This window comes from Spirochaetales bacterium, from assembly GCA_016930085.1.
Taxonomy (GTDB): domain Bacteria; phylum Spirochaetota; class Spirochaetia; order SZUA-6; family JAFGRV01; genus JAFGHO01.
This window is the reverse complement of record JAFGHO010000061.1, coordinates 23,122-40,248: the sequence shown is the minus strand read 5'-3', so window position 1 is coordinate 40,248 and position 17,127 is coordinate 23,122. Positions and strand designations below refer to the sequence as shown.

The following is a 17,127-nucleotide window of genomic DNA, read 5'->3' as shown; positions in this document are numbered from 1 at the left end:
CAGACGGATTACAGGCGGCACTCTCTGTTGATACGTTTGCGACCCACGGATTGCGCGTGTGCTTTACTCATCTTGTATGGTATCAGGCAAGAGTGAGGGCAGATTTTCACTGTCACTCAGTCCAAGGGCATTGTAATAATTAAGAATGGAAAGCTGGTAGTCGGTCTCCGACTTTACCACATCCACCAATGCATTGGAGTAAGTCAGTTCGGTATCCATGACGTCAAACCGGTTTATAAGGCCTTTTTGATATTTCTTTTCCGCCAGTTCATAACGGCCTTTGGTCTGGGCGAGAATTCTTTGGGCGATACTTATTCTTTCAAAAGAATCGATAACGCTAAAAAGTGCGGAAGAAACCTCGGCCGTTATCGTTTCCCTGTAACGTTCTTCCTGTAGACGATAGATGTCCAGCTGATTTTTAATAGATGTAATCACGGTATCGGCCAGGCCGGAATCGAGCAGCGGCCAATCAAGCGATATTTCGAATCTCCAGTCATTTGAATTCCGATCATTGACCCATTCCTTGTCCCAATCGATTCCCGTACTCACTGCAACAACCGGAGATTTCAAGCTTTTATTCAGATTATACTCTGTTTTCGCTATTTGCCGATTCAGGAAAAGTTCCTGTAATTCTATCCTGTGCCTGAAAGCCGTATGAATGGCGTTCGATTCGTCTATGTCGGGCAAAGGAGGGCTTTCGGTCTCTTTTACGTAATAATTATTTTCCGAAGGCAATCGCGTGATTGATGATAGCCTCATACGGGATATTTTCAGGTTGTTTTCTGCGTATGCAAGATCGACCTTCGCCAGATCTGTGTTGATTTCCGCCTGCTCCACATCCAGATCGATAACCTTTTGTACGGCAAAATACGTGCTCGTTCGCTTAAGTTCTTCCTGTCGTTTGTTATATATTTCTTTTCTCAAATTATATGTCCTTTGCGCATTTATCAGGTTAAAATACGCCTGTTTAACCCGGAATATCAATTCATTCATCATTTTTGTATAATAAAGCTCCCTGATACGCAAATTCAATTCGGCCTGATTAATAATGCCTTTGGAACGGAAACCCGAATACCCGTCCCAAATCACCTGATGTAACGATAGTTCAAGATTGGTAAAATGGTTGTCCTGGTGTCCAAAAGGATCGACATAATCTCCTGATAGTGTTATACCGGTTTCCGGCAAGGAGAACGTGAATGCGGTTTGAACGACATTGTCGATCAAGGCATTGCCGGACATTGATTGCAAAACAGGATCAAACATATCGAAGGCCTGCAGGTGAGAATAGCTGCCGCTGAAGTTTAGCTTGAACGAGTTTTCCGCTTTAATCCGTTTGAGTTGCAGCCGATCATTGGCAATACCTATATTTGCGATTAAAATATCCTTACACTGAGTACAGGCCGATTCGAGGCATTCTTCCAGCGTATAAACAGGAGTATTTTCTTCCGCTTCGGTATATGATGTAATAAAAAAAAGAAATATTAGAGAAATAATACATACCATAGAACCTGTCTGCTTTTTATGCAAGGGCCAATTTATTTTCCGGGAATATACCGTATCTGCAACAAGTCTCTTTTTATCCGGAATTTTACAGCATACCATTTTTATCCCCCATTGTAGATGCTCAAACAGGATAAATTTCCATTTTATAGTAAAATTGAAGTGACATGATAATCTCTACAGAAAGGGAAGTCAAGTACCGCGGTTGTCAAACGAAGGTCTCTGTTCCCGGCCAATCAACCGTCATTCGGGTCTGTTTTTTTCAGATGGTATTGTAACAATTATTTTTTCTGTATATCATATCCACATCCTGATGACAGGAATATCTTTAGATTTATAGTATGGGGTTTGCCATTGAAAATCACAATGATCGGACATTGCACGGTCTTGATAGAAGCGGACGGAAAGAAAATTCTTACTGATCCGTATTTCGGGACATGGGGCAATCTCGCTTATACACGGATTTCACCATCCTCCCGACAATGGGATGAAATCCCGAAGCCGGATTTGGTGCTTGTTTCTCATAATCATTTCGATCATACGGACAGTCGTTTTTTCCGATCGCTCGATGTATCCATACCGGTAATCGTTCCCGCAGAAATCGTATGGCGGACACGGCTAAAGGGTGTACGGTCACCGGTTGGTATGCATATATGGGAAGAATACTGTTTTCAAACGGTTCGGATCACGGCTGTACCCGCAGTTCATCTTGGTGCAACACGGGGTTACATTATTCAGGCCGAGGGGAAAACGATTTATTTTTCCGGTGACACATTTTATTCCTCCTTTATGAAAGAGATCGGCCGACGCTTCAGGCTTGATGCGTCGCTTATTCCGGTTACGACCTATCGTATTCCTATGACTATGGGGGAAAACGGCGCGGTTCGGGCGACACTCGATCTCAGACCGGATATCGTGATTCCCGTTCATTTGGGATTAAAACCCAGGTTATGCCTGATGCGTACCGGCCATACACCCGAAGGTTTCAGGGAAAAACTCTCCGGCCCGGCGCCCGACATCAAAGTGGTCATACTCGAACCCGGTGAATGCTGGAATATAACATAGTTTTTCCCGGGAGACGAAACCCTTACCGTCTATCGTGCTTATTACTTGGTACTTTTCATTTCAACGGACATAACCGGCTTCGAGATATAGATTGCTTTATGGTCCGTTCCGGAAACCCGCTTTGCAGGTTTTAAGATATACATAATATTTTTTTTGGTCCATGGGTGCCAAAAAGGAATACTTACTTTTTTTAAAAAGTAATTGTTTTTTTCTTGACGTGAGATATCATAATTGTTATGCTGGCGTGAATAAAATGGAATGCAACCAACAGGCCATATTGTATTAACGGGGAACCAAATGAACAACAATAAGCAGGGGAAATATAATCGAAAAAAAATTACGGAATATAAGTGTTGTTTAATAATATCTTGTTATCAATTTAATTGTCTTTTATTTACTTGAAAAGCCTCCAATTTTATACATATGATTTTTTTTAGTCTGTTTGATTTGGTGATTATTGAAAATTTTGCGTTTCTTTTTTGACTTTATCGTGTTGAGGAAGAGGTTCCATGCCGGCAGGGAATGGAAAGGGAGATCGAATAATTTTATTATCTCCGTTGGGGATAAAGAAAATATTTTATAAGGAGGATGGTATGACGTTAACAGCCATCGAAAAAAGGAACGATCTTTTCATTGAAGAGATGGAAGATGTCGATCTGCTTTCAGCAGACTCGGATTTCTGGGCGGGCGTTGCCGCGGGCGCGGCTGTTGGACTATTAGTCGTAGCTATTTGCTGCTGACAATGGCCGACTGGTGAAGAAAACTTTAAAAAGGAGAAAAAAATGACCGAGGTAACAAATTTTAACATGCTTGATGAATTAGAAGACATTGAAACCCCGACAGCCCGTGATTTCATGGAGGGATTTGCGATAGGCTTTACTATCGTTGTCGGAACTGCTGCATTGGCTCTTGCTACCTGATGGGAAAAACATCCGTACAAGGCAATTATAATTGCCTTGTACGGAGTTTTATATAATGGCGGATTTGTGTTGACTCATTATAAATTATTATCAATATTGTAAGTGAATTTAAAACAGAACAGGAAAATTAACAAAGGTGGCGGCAAGTGAACACATTGATAGACGAAATCAATGAATATCCAAAAGCTTCTTCCGAGACGGAAGTCATCAGGACACCCGACGGACTGAATCCTTTCTTTGTAATAAAAAATAATAGGACAAGGAAATTCATTAAAATTGGGGATAATGAATATAGGTTGTTGAGTTCGCTCGACGGCACAACCACCATTGAAGATATACGTCATCGGTATAAAACACAGTACGAGGAAAAACAGATTACTCAGCTGCTGGAAAAGCTGTATCAGTTGAGGTTGTTGGAACAGGATTATCTAAAACCCGAAGATGAACAAAAACTGGGAATTATCGCACGCCTTATAAAGAACTTTACATATGAAAAGCTTTTTAATATAAAAATAAAGATCGTCGAACCCGACCATGTTTTAAGCCGGATGCTTCCCTGGTTACGGTGGATATATCATCCGATATTTTTGGTATTAAGTCTCTGCGTTATAATAAGCGGACTTGCAATCTTTTTTCTGAAATTTAAATACGCGGTCAATATATTCTGGGAGAGCATTACATCCGGGGAATTTTTACTTTTACTGATTCCTTTTCTCGCCGTCAACGTTTTACATGAAATCGGGCATGGGCTAACAACCAAATATTTCGGCGGTATTATTTACGAAATGGGTTTCATTTTCTTTTATTTCCGGCCTGCTTTTTATTGTAATGTCACCGATGCCTACAGGTTTAGTCGACTAAAACGCGGTGCGGTTTTTTTCTCCGGGAGTTATGTGCAATTATTTGTCGTGTCCATTCTGATGATTATTTGGGCGTCTTTTCTTTTTCCCGTCGATTTGCTGTTCAGGTTGTTTGTCGGTTTTACCGTTTTAAATCTTATCTCTATCGCTTTTAACCTGATTCCGTTCGTAAAATTCGACGGCTACTGGCTGCTTACATCCTTCACCGGGATAGAAAACCTGTGGCGGAAATCTTTTGATTACATTAAGGGTGTTTTAATGAAATATCTGTTCGGTATAAAGGATTCAACCTTTATACTGAAACAGTCGACAACAAGGGAAAAAATCATATATATCGTCTACAGCCTTTTAGCGATTACATTTATCTCTTGTATCGTATTGATTGTTTTTTACCGTTTTGGAGCTTATCTGGTGTTGAATTTCGAGTTTTTCGGATTTATTGTTTTTACGGTTTTTATGCTGTTCGTGTCGATGAAAGCCGTCGCGAGCGCATTTAAATTCATCATTACGGTTTTTAAAAATGGTATACAATCCATTCTGCGCCTTGTGGGTTTGGTTGTCCTGGCTGTTTTTCTATTTATCTTGGGCAATCAATTTGTGCTATTGGATTATAATATCGAAGCCATATATAAAACGGAAAAGGATCATTCTGCGGATTATCCGGTAAAAATCTATATTAAGCCGAATGACATCAATTTAATTAATCCCGGACAATCCGTCACCATCGATACGCTTGACAGAGGGATAATGACGCGATTCCACGGTTCGATTTTGGCGGGAAATCCGGAAAAGGAATTATATTACAACACCAATCTCAATATCAGCATGAATCCTTCCGTATTCAGACCGGTAAAGAAGTATGTAATGAAGGCAAAATTGAATGATTTCGATGGCAATCTTCAACCGAAAGGCATCGCAAGAATCAATGGCGGGCGTCTCAAGCTTTCTTTTTTTATCTGCAAATCGATATTAAATCTGGTAACATGGTAGTTGCGGCAATCGGTAAAAATATGCGGAGGACTCATGCTAAAAAAAACATCGAAAATCAAAAAATTGATTATCCCGGGTACAATAGCGACGATCATTGTCTTTATCATCATCAATCTGAATGTCGAAAACAGTAATGTATACGAAGTTACTGTAGACAAAGTAAGAAAAGGCGATATGACTCAGGTCGTATCCGGTCATGGAAAAATTTCTCCAGTAAAAGAAGTAGATATCTCCGCTTATGTCGGGGCGGAAATAAAAAAAATCCTCGTAAAAGAAGGTGATAGTGTTAAAAAAGAACAATTACTCGTTGAACTTGACAAGACGAAATACGTGGCAATATTAGAACGAGTGGAGTCGGATCTGAAAATAGCCGAATCCAGATTAAAAATAGAGACATTGCAATTCGAACGTGCCAAAGAGTTATTCGATGAAACACTTATTTCCGCCAGTGATTTCGAAGCGGCCGTTCTGAAAAAGGAATTGGCTGAAAACCAGTTGACACAGGCACGGTCTGCGGTAAAACAGGCAAAAGATGATTTGGAAAAGACCTCACTCAAAGCGCCTATGGACGGAATTGTCATTATGTTGAATAAAGAAGAAGGGGAAATGGCAGTGAGTTCGCAGTTCCAGACGGACACGATAATGACGATCGGCGACTTGTCGCAAATGGAAGTAAGGATAGATATAGATGAAAGCGATATCAATCTGATCCGGAATAATAATATAGCACGAATTGAAGTGGATGCATTACCGGAACAGTATTTCAAGGGGCAGGTGATGGAAATTGCCTATGCGGCAACGAATAAAAGCGAGGGAACCCAGGAAGAGACGACTGTTTTCAGGGTAAAGATCCTTATCACCGAGGGTGATATAACCAATCTGTTGCCGCTTATGACGGCAACGGTCGATATTGAAACGCAAACCCGTGAAAATATCCTCTATGTACCGATACAATCCATTACGACCCGGGAATCGAGAGGTGCCGACAGCAATTCACTCGAGCAGGTTGTTTTTATTAAAGAAAATCGGCATGTAAAACAGATAAAAGTCGAAACAGGCATTATGGATGATAAAAATGTGGAAATCATCAGCGGGTTGACCGAAGGGGAGACCGTTGTTACCGGTAATTTCAGGACGTTATTCAAGCTGCTGAAAGATGGGAGCAAAGTGAAAGTCATTGATTGACAAGGGGAAAATACTGATTGAAACACTGGATTTGAAAAAAAGGTACATCTCAGGTAAAATAGATGTATGGGCCTTGAAAGGGATAAATTTAAAAATAGACAGGTATGAATATGTGGCCATCATGGGCCATTCGGGATCGGGAAAATCCACGCTTCTGAATATTCTCGGTTGTCTGGATGTGCCAAGTGAGGGCCAGTATAAATTTGAAAACGAAGATATTTGCAATCTGGACGATAATCGGTTATCCGAAATAAGGAACAGGAAGATCGGGTTTGTTTTTCAGGCGTTCAACCTTTTACCGCGTTTAAATGCTTTGGCGAACGTGGAATTGCCGCTTCTATACAACAATATACCCGGCAAGATCAGGCTTGAGCGCTGCGAACAGGCACTCGAAGCCGTCGGCCTCACACATAGAAAACATCATAAGCCGAATGAACTTTCCGGTGGACAATGTCAAAGGATCGCACTGGCCAGGGCGCTGGTAAATAACCCGAGTCTTATTTTTGCGGATGAACCCACAGGGAACCTCGATACTTCCACCGGTCTGGAAATTATGAAAATTTTCGAGAAACTCCATGAACGTGGAAATACTATTGTCCTTGTGACACATGAAGAATACATCGCAAAACACGCGAACAGAATCATATTGCTGAAAGACGGTATCGTGGAAAATGATGAAAAGAATTGATCTGAAAGAAACGGCATCGTCTCTCAAGAAAGTATTTCGTTTTTTTATATCGAGAATTATAATCAATGGATTCGCCGGGGTTCAATCCGTTTTACAATACAAACTCAGATTGGTATTGACCGTTACGGGAATAGCGATCGGAGTAATGACAATAATTATTATTCTTACGATTATCAATGGTCTGGATCTATTTTTTTACAGGGAAATATCGATCCTCGGAACGGACAATCTGCATATTTCAAAAATACCTTGGGATAATATAATGGAATATTACAAATACAGCAATCGAAAAGATATTTCCTTTGAAGAATTAAAAGCCGTACAGGAGAATGCCGAGCTTGTCCGGTATGTTACTCCCCTGTTGGCTACAAATGGAGTTATTCGGGCACGAGGCAATATTCTCAATAACACATCGATAATCGGAACAAATCACGAATATAAAGATGTATTCAATGCATATCCGGACACAGGCAGATTCTTGACTGATTATGAAGTACGTCACAACAGAAATGTATGTGTGATCGGCTGGCAAATTTACCGAAAGCTTTTCACCTACGGGAGTCCGATAGATCAGCGGCTGTTTATCGATAATTTTCCCTTCCGAGTAATCGGTATACTTGAAGAAAAAGGAGACGGTCTTTTCAGTAATTTCGATTCTTCCGTTTTTATTCCTGTCGGCACTTTTACCAAGATCTACGGGTTTCGGAGGTCGTTATCCATCACTGTTAAAGTCCTTGACGTCAACGATATCGAAGACAGCATTGATGAGTTAAGAAGGATACTAAGGCGGGTGAGAAAAATCCCGCCCCAGCAGCAGGATGACGATTTCGCCATCAACAAACAGGATATGCTTGTTGATTTTTACAATCAACTTACACAAGCCCTCTATACAGTCGCTCTATGCATGGGAATAATAACACTTCTTATCGGAGGGATTGGAATTATGAATATCCAGCTTGTCACCTTGAGTGAAAGAACAAGGGAAATCGGCATCAGACGGGCGCTCGGTGCAAAGAAGAACGATATTTTTTGGCAATTTCTCATTGAATCACTATTGATAAGCGGATTAGGCGGAAGTATCGGTATTTCCCTGGGTATGGCTGCCGGTTTTTTTATCAGCCAGATAACGCCTCTTACGGCCTTGATTTCAACGGTCGATTTCTGTATTGCCGTCGGTTTCGCTACTGCCGTCGGCGTTTTTTTTGGCCTGTATCCGGCTTTAAAAGCGGCCAACCTGGACCCTATTGTCGGATTACGATATGAATGAAACGGCGAGTGTTTTTTTGATAAATCCGTTGTTAAAAGAAAAACCGCATAAACGGCCGTCCATGGAACCGGATGTGACATGGGGTATATCATGAACTATATGGAAACGGTGAAAATGAGTGTCAATTCGATGCTTCAAAACAAATTGAGATCTTTTTTGACCATCCTGGGCATCATCATAAGTATCATAACGATAATCATTTTACAGGCACTCATTGAAGGATTGAATCTAAGTGTACGTTCACAACTGGCCAATATAGGTTCAAATGTATTCTATGTCCAGAAGTATCCTGTTGTATATACGGATGAATCCGAATTTAAAAACAGAAAAGACATCACAATGAGTGAAATCAGGGCGATTGAAAAAAAAGCCCAATCGGTTCAGTTTGTTACCCCGGAAGATTTCCAGTTCGGTGTCACTGTGGAATACAAGGGAAAAGATACCGGTCCGACGGTCTTTTTAATTGGCGGTACTCATTTATGGAACCTGACAAACGATATGCAGATCGATGAGGGCCGTTTTTTTACCGAATTCGAGGTCAATAACAGTCAAAAAAATTGTGTCATTGGCGTCGAGATTGCAGAAAAGCTTTTTCCATTCAGAAATGCGATCGGAGAAGCTATTATAATCAGGGGTGTCAGATTTACGGTAATAGGTGTTTTTGAGGAAAGAGGCATTTTCTGGGGGCAGAACCGTGACAATCTGGTGCTGGTACCTATTTCGATATTCACGAAATTATACGGCGAAAACCGATCTTTCAGAATAGCGATAAAAGCCGGTTCGGCCGGCCTGCTTAATACCTCGATCGATGAGGTGATCGGCATTTTACGCATTGAAAGAAAAGTACCGTTTGGCTCCAAAAACGATTTTGAGATCGTCACACAATCCACTTTGCTGAATGCCTGGAAGAACATGATAGATATTCTCAATATAGCGGGTTTGGTCATTTGCTTTATCTCATTGTTCGTCAGCGGCATCAGTGTCACGAATATCATGCTGATCACCATCACCGAACGAACGAAGGAAATTGGAATTCGCAAAGCGGTGGGAGCAAAACGCAGGGATATCATGCTGCAATTTTTAACGGAAGCCGTGCTTATGTGTGAAACCGGAGGAGTGGCCGGCATAATTTTCAGTTTCGGTATAGAAAGACTGATTTCATCATATACGCAGCTGCCGGTTAGTATCCCCGTATGGGTCGTATTTCTTTCGATTATGTTTGTTTCGCTGGTCGGAATTTTTTTCGGGTTTTTCCCCGCTGACAAAGCCGCCCGTCTCAATACGATAGACGCCATCAGGCGTAATTAGGAGGGAATATTCATTCGATGAAAGTACTTCTGATCTTTCCGCCGTTTGTTTACCAGTGTATCCGGGAGCCTTATATTTCTCTACCGCTTTTGGCGGGTTATTTGAAAAACCGCCGGATTGAAACGGATCAACGCGACATCAATGTCGAATTCTATCACCATTACCTTACTCGCAAGCGGCTTGAACAAATCAAGCGGCACTTCGAAGAAATGATATATAACGGAAATTACGGGAACAACGAAGAATATACCAGACTTGTCAAAACAAAGATGGAATTAACCTGGTTCATATCCAATCTGGATTGGGCAAAAAAAGCAAGAGAACATTCGGTTCGTCTGATGCACCTGTTGAAAGTATATGACGAGTGGTTTGAACGAATCCCTTCCCTCGATGAGTTTCACCGGCTTCATTCTATAGTAGCCGGGAAAAGGAATCCTTATATCGGTATCTATTCGGATTATTTTCTCGATGAAATACTGAAAAATAGATATGGTGTCATCGGATTTTCCATTGCCATGGGAGCTCAGATTGTTCCGGCTTTGACGCTTGCCTGGCTTATCAATGAATCGTTTCCGGATATTCATATCACCCTTGGCGGCGCGGCATTGAATTTGGCCGATCAATCGATTTTACAGCATCTCGGTGAGTTGCCGTATATCCATTCCATTATCCGTTTCGGCGGCGGCAAATCATTGTATCATTTGTGCGAAGCCAAACGTTTACGGAAGGGTTTTTATGGTATGCCCAATATTATCGATTGTACAGGTACAAGCCCCGTTTTCCCCGACGAATACAGCCCGCCCGAAATCGACGAGGAAACGGGATATGTATTTGAAAGAAGGAATCTGGCTTTTTATCCGGAAGGTTATTATCTGCCGATTTTATACTCACAAGGTTGTTACTGGGGAAGATGCTCATATTGTTCGAATGTTGAACAGATACAACACCGTTTTCGTCTGAAGAACATGAGTGTTTTTGTCGACGAAATGGAGATGTTATACAAGACGCAACACCAGCGAAAATTCGCGTTAATCGGGGAATGTTTACCTCCCTTGTATGCGGAAGCATTGGCAGATGAAATATCAAGAAGAGGATTGGCCATTAAATTCTGGGCATATACGAGAGTGGACAAGAATTTCAATACAGAAATCATATATAAATTAAAAAAGGCGGGTTTGCACAAGACTACCATCGGACTCGAGTCCACTCAGGATCGGGTCCTGAGGTTGATGAAAAAAGGATATAATGCGGAACTCGCTTTCAAACAGATCGCCACGATGTATGAAGCAGGCATAAAAATGAAAATCAATATCATCTGGGATTTCCCCTCCACGACAAAAGAAGAAGCACTCAATGTTTTCCGGTGGCTGCAGGATAATCATCAAAAGTTTAGCGATTTGGCTGTCTTTAATTTTTCCCTCGAGAAAAACTCTCATATGGGGCGACATCCGGAAACATACAATCTTCGAATTCTGAACAAGACGACAGATGAAGTCGAGCGTATCTCCAACCGTATTTCGATGAAAAGATTCTACAATGAATTGAATTACGAAGATGTAAAGGGTATGAGCAGCCGGGAGAAGAATGGGATTGAGATATTTTATCAGAGACTTTCTGCTGACGTCTATATACGCGAGGCTGTGAAAAAATTGAATTTCGATATTCGCTGTCCCGATGCCGGCAAGCCCGAGAATTGGAATTATATCCGGGAATTTATTAATAAATTTTTCTTATGGGAAAAAATGGGGGAAAGCGCGCATGGGAATTCGCTATCGGCAGGAAGACGGTTTTATTGCTATAATTTTCTATTCGATAGTATCAAAACAATCGATGAAGAAAAATATTTCTATCTGGATAATTTTATAAAAACGTCGTCGACGGAAGAATTGTTTATAAAACTAAACAATAGCAAGAATGAGGACAGACCGACCGTGGAACGTAAGATGAAATACCTGTTTCGTCTCATACTCGAAATGAGATAATCGACTGATTTTATGCCGTGCATATGATTTTATCTTGACAGCATGGCGTATTGCTGTTATTCTGTTTCGAAAATTGAAGTGGAAAGTAATACAATAATAATTCCTGACAAGGGGGTACTTATGGATTTTCATAACGAAAAATCGGATAATCCGGAAAAATCCGTTATAAGGAAAATCTTTACGATTGTCGCCCTGATTTTTAATATAGCCGTCGCGCTTTATTTAGCTTTTGCGTTTCTTGTTGAAAAGAGGCCTATTACCGACGCCAGAGATTATTTTACCCTTTTTGTCATACTTTTTAATATTGTTATCATCGTGTATTTTATAGTTCATTTTTTTAAGTCCCGAAGAAAATGATGACGCAGGGAATCACTCCGGGAAATCATACTGCGCTTATATCTCCGTTGGAGATATGGAAATTAATATAAGGAGGATGTTATGACATTAACGGCCATCGAAAAAAGAAACGATCTTTTTATTGAAGAAATGGAAGATGTGAATCTTATGATGTCCCGGGCCGATGCCGATTTCTGGGCCGGTGTTGCCGTCGGAGCTGGTGTCGCACTTATCGTCGTAGGTATTTGCTGCTAATTCCGGATCGTTATTCAAATGAGGAGAAAAGAATGCAAGAGTCAACCTTCTTCTATTGATATTACATAGAAAATGTTGAAACCCCCGTTTTTTTCTCCTTATATAATCAAAGGGTTTTCTCTTGTTGTAAGGTGAAGCGAAGAAAGTACGAGAGATCGTCACATCGATTCATAACGGAAGGATTCCCGACGATTAGTATCCCGTCGCCTGACGGGTTTGGATCTTTTACCTGATGTGGATACATAATTTGAGAATGAATGAAAAAAAAACAATAACATTGTATATGTACAAAGCCGGTATTCAAATCGGCCGGGAAGAAAATCATCTGCGCCGGGACGAGGATAATATAATTATCGGATGTCATGCCGAATATTCGAACCTGGGCAGCCAGACAAAACAGACATCGAATTTGATCATCGATAAGGATTTTAATACCCTGCAAATGAATGTCATTCACGATTCTAAGCATGTAAATGAAGAATATTCCTTTGAGTATAAAAACAAGGAAGCCTTCATCAAAGTCAACCAGAAGTCAAAAATCAAAGGCTGGCAGGGAAAACAAATCGATACGGTAATCTATTGGAATAATCAATGCCTTGTTTTACCGAGTATAAATAATTATTATCCTCTTGTTTTCCTGTGTAGAAAATATATTCATGAGAAAAAGGGGAAACAGGAAGTCGGCTGTGGTATTGTTCCCAAGACTGTCTTTTCTCTTGATTATCTGGGAGAGGATACGATACAGGTCGATAATATGGAAAGAAATTGCCGGCGGTTCAAGTTATTTTCATCAAAAGACGATTCTTTTGCAGATATCTGGGTGAATGAGAAGGAAGAGATTTTCAGAATGCTCATTCCACCGCATATGGTATCAATTCAATCATATAGAATTTAAACAGGCTTTTTGCCTGACTTCTGATTCAAAGGTAGCATCGTATGACTAAAGTGTTATTTAATCTGTTTTTTTCTCCTGCAAAAGCTTTTCAGAAATTAAAGGAAAAACCGCTGATTTTATTTACTTATTTGTTTGTCGTTCTCGTGATGATCGTGTATTTTACCGCATTCCGTCAAATGGTGCCCTACGAAAAAAGAATCCAGGCGGCAATCGATTTACAGACTTATAAAGGTATGGATATCCCCGATGATATAAAGGAGGAAATGCTTAACAATAAAGAGAATATATATATAATTATTTTTTCGTATATATCATTACCCCTGCTTACCTTCGTTATTTTTTTTCTGATAGGACTTTTTATACAATTTCTCAGTTATTTTATCTCAGGAAAAAGTATTACCATTAGGGAATCACTCTGCATCAGCTTCAATGGCGGTTTTCCCCCTGTCGTGACCTTTCTTGTCATTACTACCGTAATGATGATTTTTTCACCGGATAGCATCGATCCATTAAGGCCGGACAGGACATTCCAGGCCAATTTGGCTTTGTTTGTGGATAGCAGCCTGAATCCGCTTCTTGCCAATCTGGCCGCAACTGTAGATCTTTTTCTGATTTGGAGAACCATTTTAATATTAATCGGCATACGTGTTATGAGTGGAGACGTCATGAAGCGCAAAAAGAATAATATTTTCCTGGGAGCTGCCATCTATTTCGTTTTTGCACTCATTCAATTTCTTTCTTCCTTGATCGTTACTTAAATGAAAGCGTAAAGTATGAAAAAAGTGCTGCTTATCGGAGGATGCGGTTATATCGGCGGTCACTTGATAAAAAAACTCGCTTCCGCCGGATTGGAAACATTTGTCTTGGATAAGAATGACAAGCCGGTACGGGAAGATCCGAATGTTATCAGGGGAGACAGAAACAATATCAACGATCTTAAAGAATTAAAGAAATACGGATTCACTTATATCATCGATCTCATCGCTTATTTCCCTTTCCAAACGCAGCTGCTCGTCGAGCAATTCGGATCGACCATAGAGAATATGGTTCATCTGAGTACGTTCAGCGTCTATCAAGTGCCGCTTGCATCTCCGTTTTCTGAAAGCAGTCCGACAGTCGCCGACAATTCCTCAAGCTACATGAACCTCAAAGCAGAATGCGAAAGAATATTATGCGATGCATATCACGAATCCCGTTTTCCCTCGGTTATTATCCGTTCGGCTCCGATCATGGGACCGGATGATCCTGTTTCACGGGAGAATTATTTTATCAAGCGGCTTTTAACCAATACACCAATTATCATTCCGGATTCGGGAAAAAGTGCAGTGATCGCTGTCTGTATCCGTGATTTAACCGATGTAATTATAACGGCGATGATGAACGGGAACGCAATTGGCAAGATATTTCATGTTTGTCAGAAAGAAACTGTCAGCGTAAAGACTCATATCGAAAACATAGGGAAACTCTGCGGAATGACTCCCTTTTTTCTCCCGGTCAGTTCCCACGACCTTGCCTCGGCCGGCTTTAATCTGTGTGCCTTCCCTTACTATTCAACCGATCTACTCGTTCCGTCTCTGGAAAATGCCGCAAGAATCCTCGACTTTACGCCCACACCCTATCACGAAGCGTTGTCCGGTACCGTCCGGTGGTACCTTGATCATCGGCCGGCAGAGTTACCTGCATGGCCCGGGAATTCGTCCACGCAGGCACGATTGGCCTCTATTAATGAACGCCTTCAATATATCAATGAAACCGTATTCATCGGATATTATAAGCGGCAAAAGCAATTGCTGAACGAAAATATGCCCGTGATCGGAAGGACGCAGATCCGGAAACTGAAAGAAAAAGTCAAACAATTTTTTATCGGCGGCTCTTGCACGCATGATGAGGATGCGATACATATTATTCTGCCGGATAACGGGCTCGAGCATTTCGAGAATTCAGTGTTTTTCGATAGTCTGAAGCACAAGGAAAAATATATATTTGTAAGCTCAAATGATATCTCGGAATGGCTTTTCTCCGAACAAATTTCCACACTCCCTGAAAATTCTCCTGAAACGGAAATAGATGAAAGAGGGAAACCATGGTTCCACAGGTTCAAACCGGCGGGCAATACGCATTATACGTATCTTCAGGCTGTTCCATCGCATAAGAAAGATATTGCCGGTTATTATTTATTCTATTATTCCGGTGCCAACAACAGGAAGGATAGTGCATTATATAGTCTCGATCCGCATTATGTGAAACTGAATTTTATTCCCGCCGCTTCCGGGTCGAGTCCGGAAAACAACGGAGTACCCGAGGTCAACTTCTATAACGGTGTTGTTTTATTTAACGCACATGCCGTCGCAGAAGACGGCAGACGTAACGAATGGAAGATAGCTTTCAATCCATACCGAACCGCTTACTGCCTCGGTTCCTGCAGATTTATTAATAAATATTGCATTGCGCGAAACGCCTCACATTGCTTCATCGACTCAAAAGGAAATATCCGCGTTTGTATCGGGGCAAAGCCTTTATGCACCATCGACAATACCGGCGAACAGCTTAATCAGCGTATCGCCGAGATTGTCCGTGAAACTGAAACACGCAGAAACTGCAGGGCTTGTCATCGGTATGCAATCTGTCCACGATGCCTTTATCCGGTCGATGAAAAACGATATTGCGATTCAATAAAAACCGATCCGTACCGGTACCGTTATCTGATTCTAAGCGATCTCCTTGCCAGGTTGTCGGATTTTGATCCTTTTATGGAAAAGCACTCGCCTGTTGCCGTCAGTATTTCAACCGCGACACGGCGTTTCTGTATGACCGGCGCGACAAAACAGGCCCGTTCGAGTCTGCAGACACTGCCTGGAAGGTATGAATTGAAGAAAGGAATCATCCCTTTTATCTACAAAAACGATTATTACGCTTATCTTACTATTGATAACGTGATTGTTAAAATAGAAGCTGCCGCTTTTTTCCTTCTTGAATTTCTTGAAGACGGGGGCGAATTTCCGGAATTATCGACAGACGGGATGGCCGGCGAGACCGCAGCCGTTGAAGAATTCGATACGGAAGCGGCCCTTGCAACTCTGGAAAAAAGCGGGATAATTACCATAAAAAATACATACAGCGGGACGAACCATGTATAAAAATAACGAGATCTGGAAATGCGCCGACGGCTTAAAGGATAAAAAAATCGCCATCATAGGGATTGGCGGCCTGGGCGCCAACAGTTCCCTGTTGCTTACCCAGGCGGGGATTAAAACACTACGCCTGGTGGATTTTGATATTGTCGAGGCCTGTAATCTTAACCGCGGACAGGTGTTTACGTATAACGATATCGGAAAAAGTAAAGTGGATGTGGCGGCAGGGAACATCGGGCTTGTGAACACGGGTGTGGATGTGGAACCCGTGAATATGAAAATAAATTCGTACGAGGATGTGGTCAACGTGATTGCCGACATGGATTTTGTAATCCGCGCGGCCGATAAACCTATTCCGCTGTTTAATCACTGGTTCAACCAGGCTTGTCTCGACTACCGTAAACCTTTTATAACCGGCGGGATGAACGAATATACCGGTATATACGGACCCTTATGCGTACCTGGGAAAACCGCGTGTTTGGGCTGTAGCGGGACCATCGAACCCCATCAAAAGACCGTTTTACTGAACGGCGATTCCGTACTTTCTCCTTCATGGGGACCTTTGATGGGATTTATCGGCGATCTTATGGCAAACGACATTATCCATTATTTAAGCGGCAGGCAGCCAAAAGTGTTGTTCTATCAGTATGTACTGGATGCAATCGGTATGACGATTCTTCCCAAAAAAATACCCAAATATACGGAATGCCCATTTTGCGGCGATATAAATTATGAAGGATGAAAT

The 17,127-nt window shown here is 41.4% G+C and carries 15 protein-coding genes; 14 read left to right on the top strand and 1 reads right to left on the bottom strand.

All coding sequences use genetic code 11. From position 1 onward, the window contains the following. Positions 1–63: 63 nt before the first annotated feature. Positions 64–1,503, bottom strand: coding sequence for a TolC family protein (locus JW881_10470; protein MBN1697926.1), 1,440 nt, complete (start codon positions 1,501–1,503; stop codon positions 64–66). Positions 1,504–1,854: 351 nt separating this feature from the next. Between JW881_10470 and JW881_10465 the strand changes: the two genes are divergently transcribed. The 14 genes from JW881_10465 (at position 1,855) to JW881_10400 (ending at position 17,124) form a co-directional block, all read left to right on the top strand. Then, on the top strand, positions 1,855–2,565 hold the full coding sequence (locus JW881_10465) for an MBL fold metallo-hydrolase (protein MBN1697925.1): 711 nt from the start codon (positions 1,855–1,857) through the stop codon (positions 2,563–2,565). Between the two features lie 593 nt (positions 2,566–3,158). Beyond that, on the top strand, positions 3,159–3,305 hold the full coding sequence (locus JW881_10460) for a hypothetical protein (protein ID MBN1697924.1): 147 nt from the start codon (positions 3,159–3,161) through the stop codon (positions 3,303–3,305). 42 nt (positions 3,306–3,347) lie between these two features. Beyond that, entirely contained in the window at positions 3,348–3,485 is a 138-nt protein-coding gene (locus tag JW881_10455; GenBank protein ID MBN1697923.1) for a hypothetical protein, read from the top strand. Between the two features lie 146 nt (positions 3,486–3,631). Further along, positions 3,632–5,335 (top strand): M50 family metallopeptidase, encoded by a 1,704-nt coding sequence (locus tag JW881_10450; protein MBN1697922.1) that lies wholly within the window; start codon positions 3,632–3,634, stop codon positions 5,333–5,335. A 33-nt stretch (positions 5,336–5,368) separates the two neighbouring features. Further along, on the top strand, positions 5,369–6,520 hold the full coding sequence (locus JW881_10445) for an efflux RND transporter periplasmic adaptor subunit (GenBank protein ID MBN1697921.1): 1,152 nt from the start codon (positions 5,369–5,371) through the stop codon (positions 6,518–6,520). Positions 6,521–6,533: 13 nt separating this feature from the next. Then, positions 6,534–7,208: an ABC transporter ATP-binding protein gene (locus JW881_10440; protein ID MBN1697920.1), complete on the top strand. Its 675-nt coding sequence runs from the start codon at positions 6,534–6,536 to the stop codon at positions 7,206–7,208. Further along, positions 7,192–8,475: an ABC transporter permease gene (locus tag JW881_10435; protein MBN1697919.1), complete on the top strand. Its 1,284-nt coding sequence runs from the start codon at positions 7,192–7,194 to the stop codon at positions 8,473–8,475. The genes JW881_10440 and JW881_10435 overlap by 17 nt, the downstream gene beginning before the upstream one ends. A gap of 90 nt (positions 8,476–8,565) precedes the next feature. After that, positions 8,566–9,783, top strand: a complete 1,218-nt coding sequence (locus tag JW881_10430) for an ABC transporter permease (GenBank protein MBN1697918.1) — start codon at positions 8,566–8,568, stop codon at positions 9,781–9,783. Positions 9,784–9,800: 17 nt separating this feature from the next. Next, the gene (locus JW881_10425) at positions 9,801–11,765 is read left to right on the top strand and encodes a radical SAM protein (GenBank protein MBN1697917.1); all 1,965 of its coding nucleotides are present in this window, start codon (positions 9,801–9,803) and stop codon (positions 11,763–11,765) included. Between the two features lie 438 nt (positions 11,766–12,203). Beyond that, positions 12,204–12,356 carry a hypothetical protein gene (locus tag JW881_10420; GenBank protein ID MBN1697916.1) on the top strand — a complete coding sequence of 51 codons (153 nt, stop codon included), beginning with the start codon at positions 12,204–12,206 and terminating at the stop codon, positions 12,354–12,356. Positions 12,357–12,609: 253 nt separating this feature from the next. Beyond that, a complete protein-coding gene (locus JW881_10415; GenBank protein ID MBN1697915.1) occupies positions 12,610–13,251 on the top strand; it encodes a hypothetical protein in 642 nt (213 codons plus the stop codon). Between the two features lie 41 nt (positions 13,252–13,292). Further along, a complete protein-coding gene (locus JW881_10410) occupies positions 13,293–14,009 on the top strand; it encodes a YIP1 family protein (protein ID MBN1697914.1) in 717 nt (238 codons plus the stop codon). Positions 14,010–14,024: 15 nt separating this feature from the next. Further along, positions 14,025–16,388 (top strand): NAD-dependent epimerase/dehydratase family protein, encoded by a 2,364-nt coding sequence (locus tag JW881_10405; protein MBN1697913.1) that lies wholly within the window; start codon positions 14,025–14,027, stop codon positions 16,386–16,388. Continuing rightward, positions 16,381–17,124 (top strand): ThiF family adenylyltransferase, encoded by a 744-nt coding sequence (locus JW881_10400; protein ID MBN1697912.1) that lies wholly within the window; start codon positions 16,381–16,383, stop codon positions 17,122–17,124. Before JW881_10405 ends, JW881_10400 begins: the two co-directional genes overlap by 8 nt. Positions 17,125–17,127 lie beyond the last annotated feature (3 nt).

Excerpts from the sequence above, each read along its gene's own strand:
- JW881_10400 (MBN1697912.1), top strand. The coding sequence starts at position 16,381 with ATGTATAAAAATAACGAGATCTGGAAATGCGCCGACGGCTTAAAGGAT.
- JW881_10470 (MBN1697926.1), bottom strand. The coding sequence starts at position 1,503 with ATGGTATGTATTATTTCTCTAATATTTCTTTTTTTTATTACATCATAT.
- JW881_10445 (MBN1697921.1), top strand. The coding sequence starts at position 5,369 with ATGCTAAAAAAAACATCGAAAATCAAAAAATTGATTATCCCGGGTACA.
- JW881_10420 (MBN1697916.1), top strand. The coding sequence starts at position 12,204 with ATGACATTAACGGCCATCGAAAAAAGAAACGATCTTTTTATTGAAGAA.
- JW881_10455 (MBN1697923.1), top strand. The coding sequence starts at position 3,348 with ATGACCGAGGTAACAAATTTTAACATGCTTGATGAATTAGAAGACATT.
- JW881_10425 (MBN1697917.1), top strand. The coding sequence starts at position 9,801 with ATGAAAGTACTTCTGATCTTTCCGCCGTTTGTTTACCAGTGTATCCGG.
- JW881_10460 (MBN1697924.1), top strand. The coding sequence starts at position 3,159 with ATGACGTTAACAGCCATCGAAAAAAGGAACGATCTTTTCATTGAAGAG.
- JW881_10430 (MBN1697918.1), top strand. The coding sequence starts at position 8,566 with ATGAACTATATGGAAACGGTGAAAATGAGTGTCAATTCGATGCTTCAA.
- JW881_10410 (MBN1697914.1), top strand. The coding sequence starts at position 13,293 with ATGACTAAAGTGTTATTTAATCTGTTTTTTTCTCCTGCAAAAGCTTTT.
- JW881_10405 (MBN1697913.1), top strand. The coding sequence starts at position 14,025 with ATGAAAAAAGTGCTGCTTATCGGAGGATGCGGTTATATCGGCGGTCAC.
- JW881_10435 (MBN1697919.1), top strand. The coding sequence starts at position 7,192 with ATGATGAAAAGAATTGATCTGAAAGAAACGGCATCGTCTCTCAAGAAA.
- JW881_10415 (MBN1697915.1), top strand. The coding sequence starts at position 12,610 with ATGAATGAAAAAAAAACAATAACATTGTATATGTACAAAGCCGGTATT.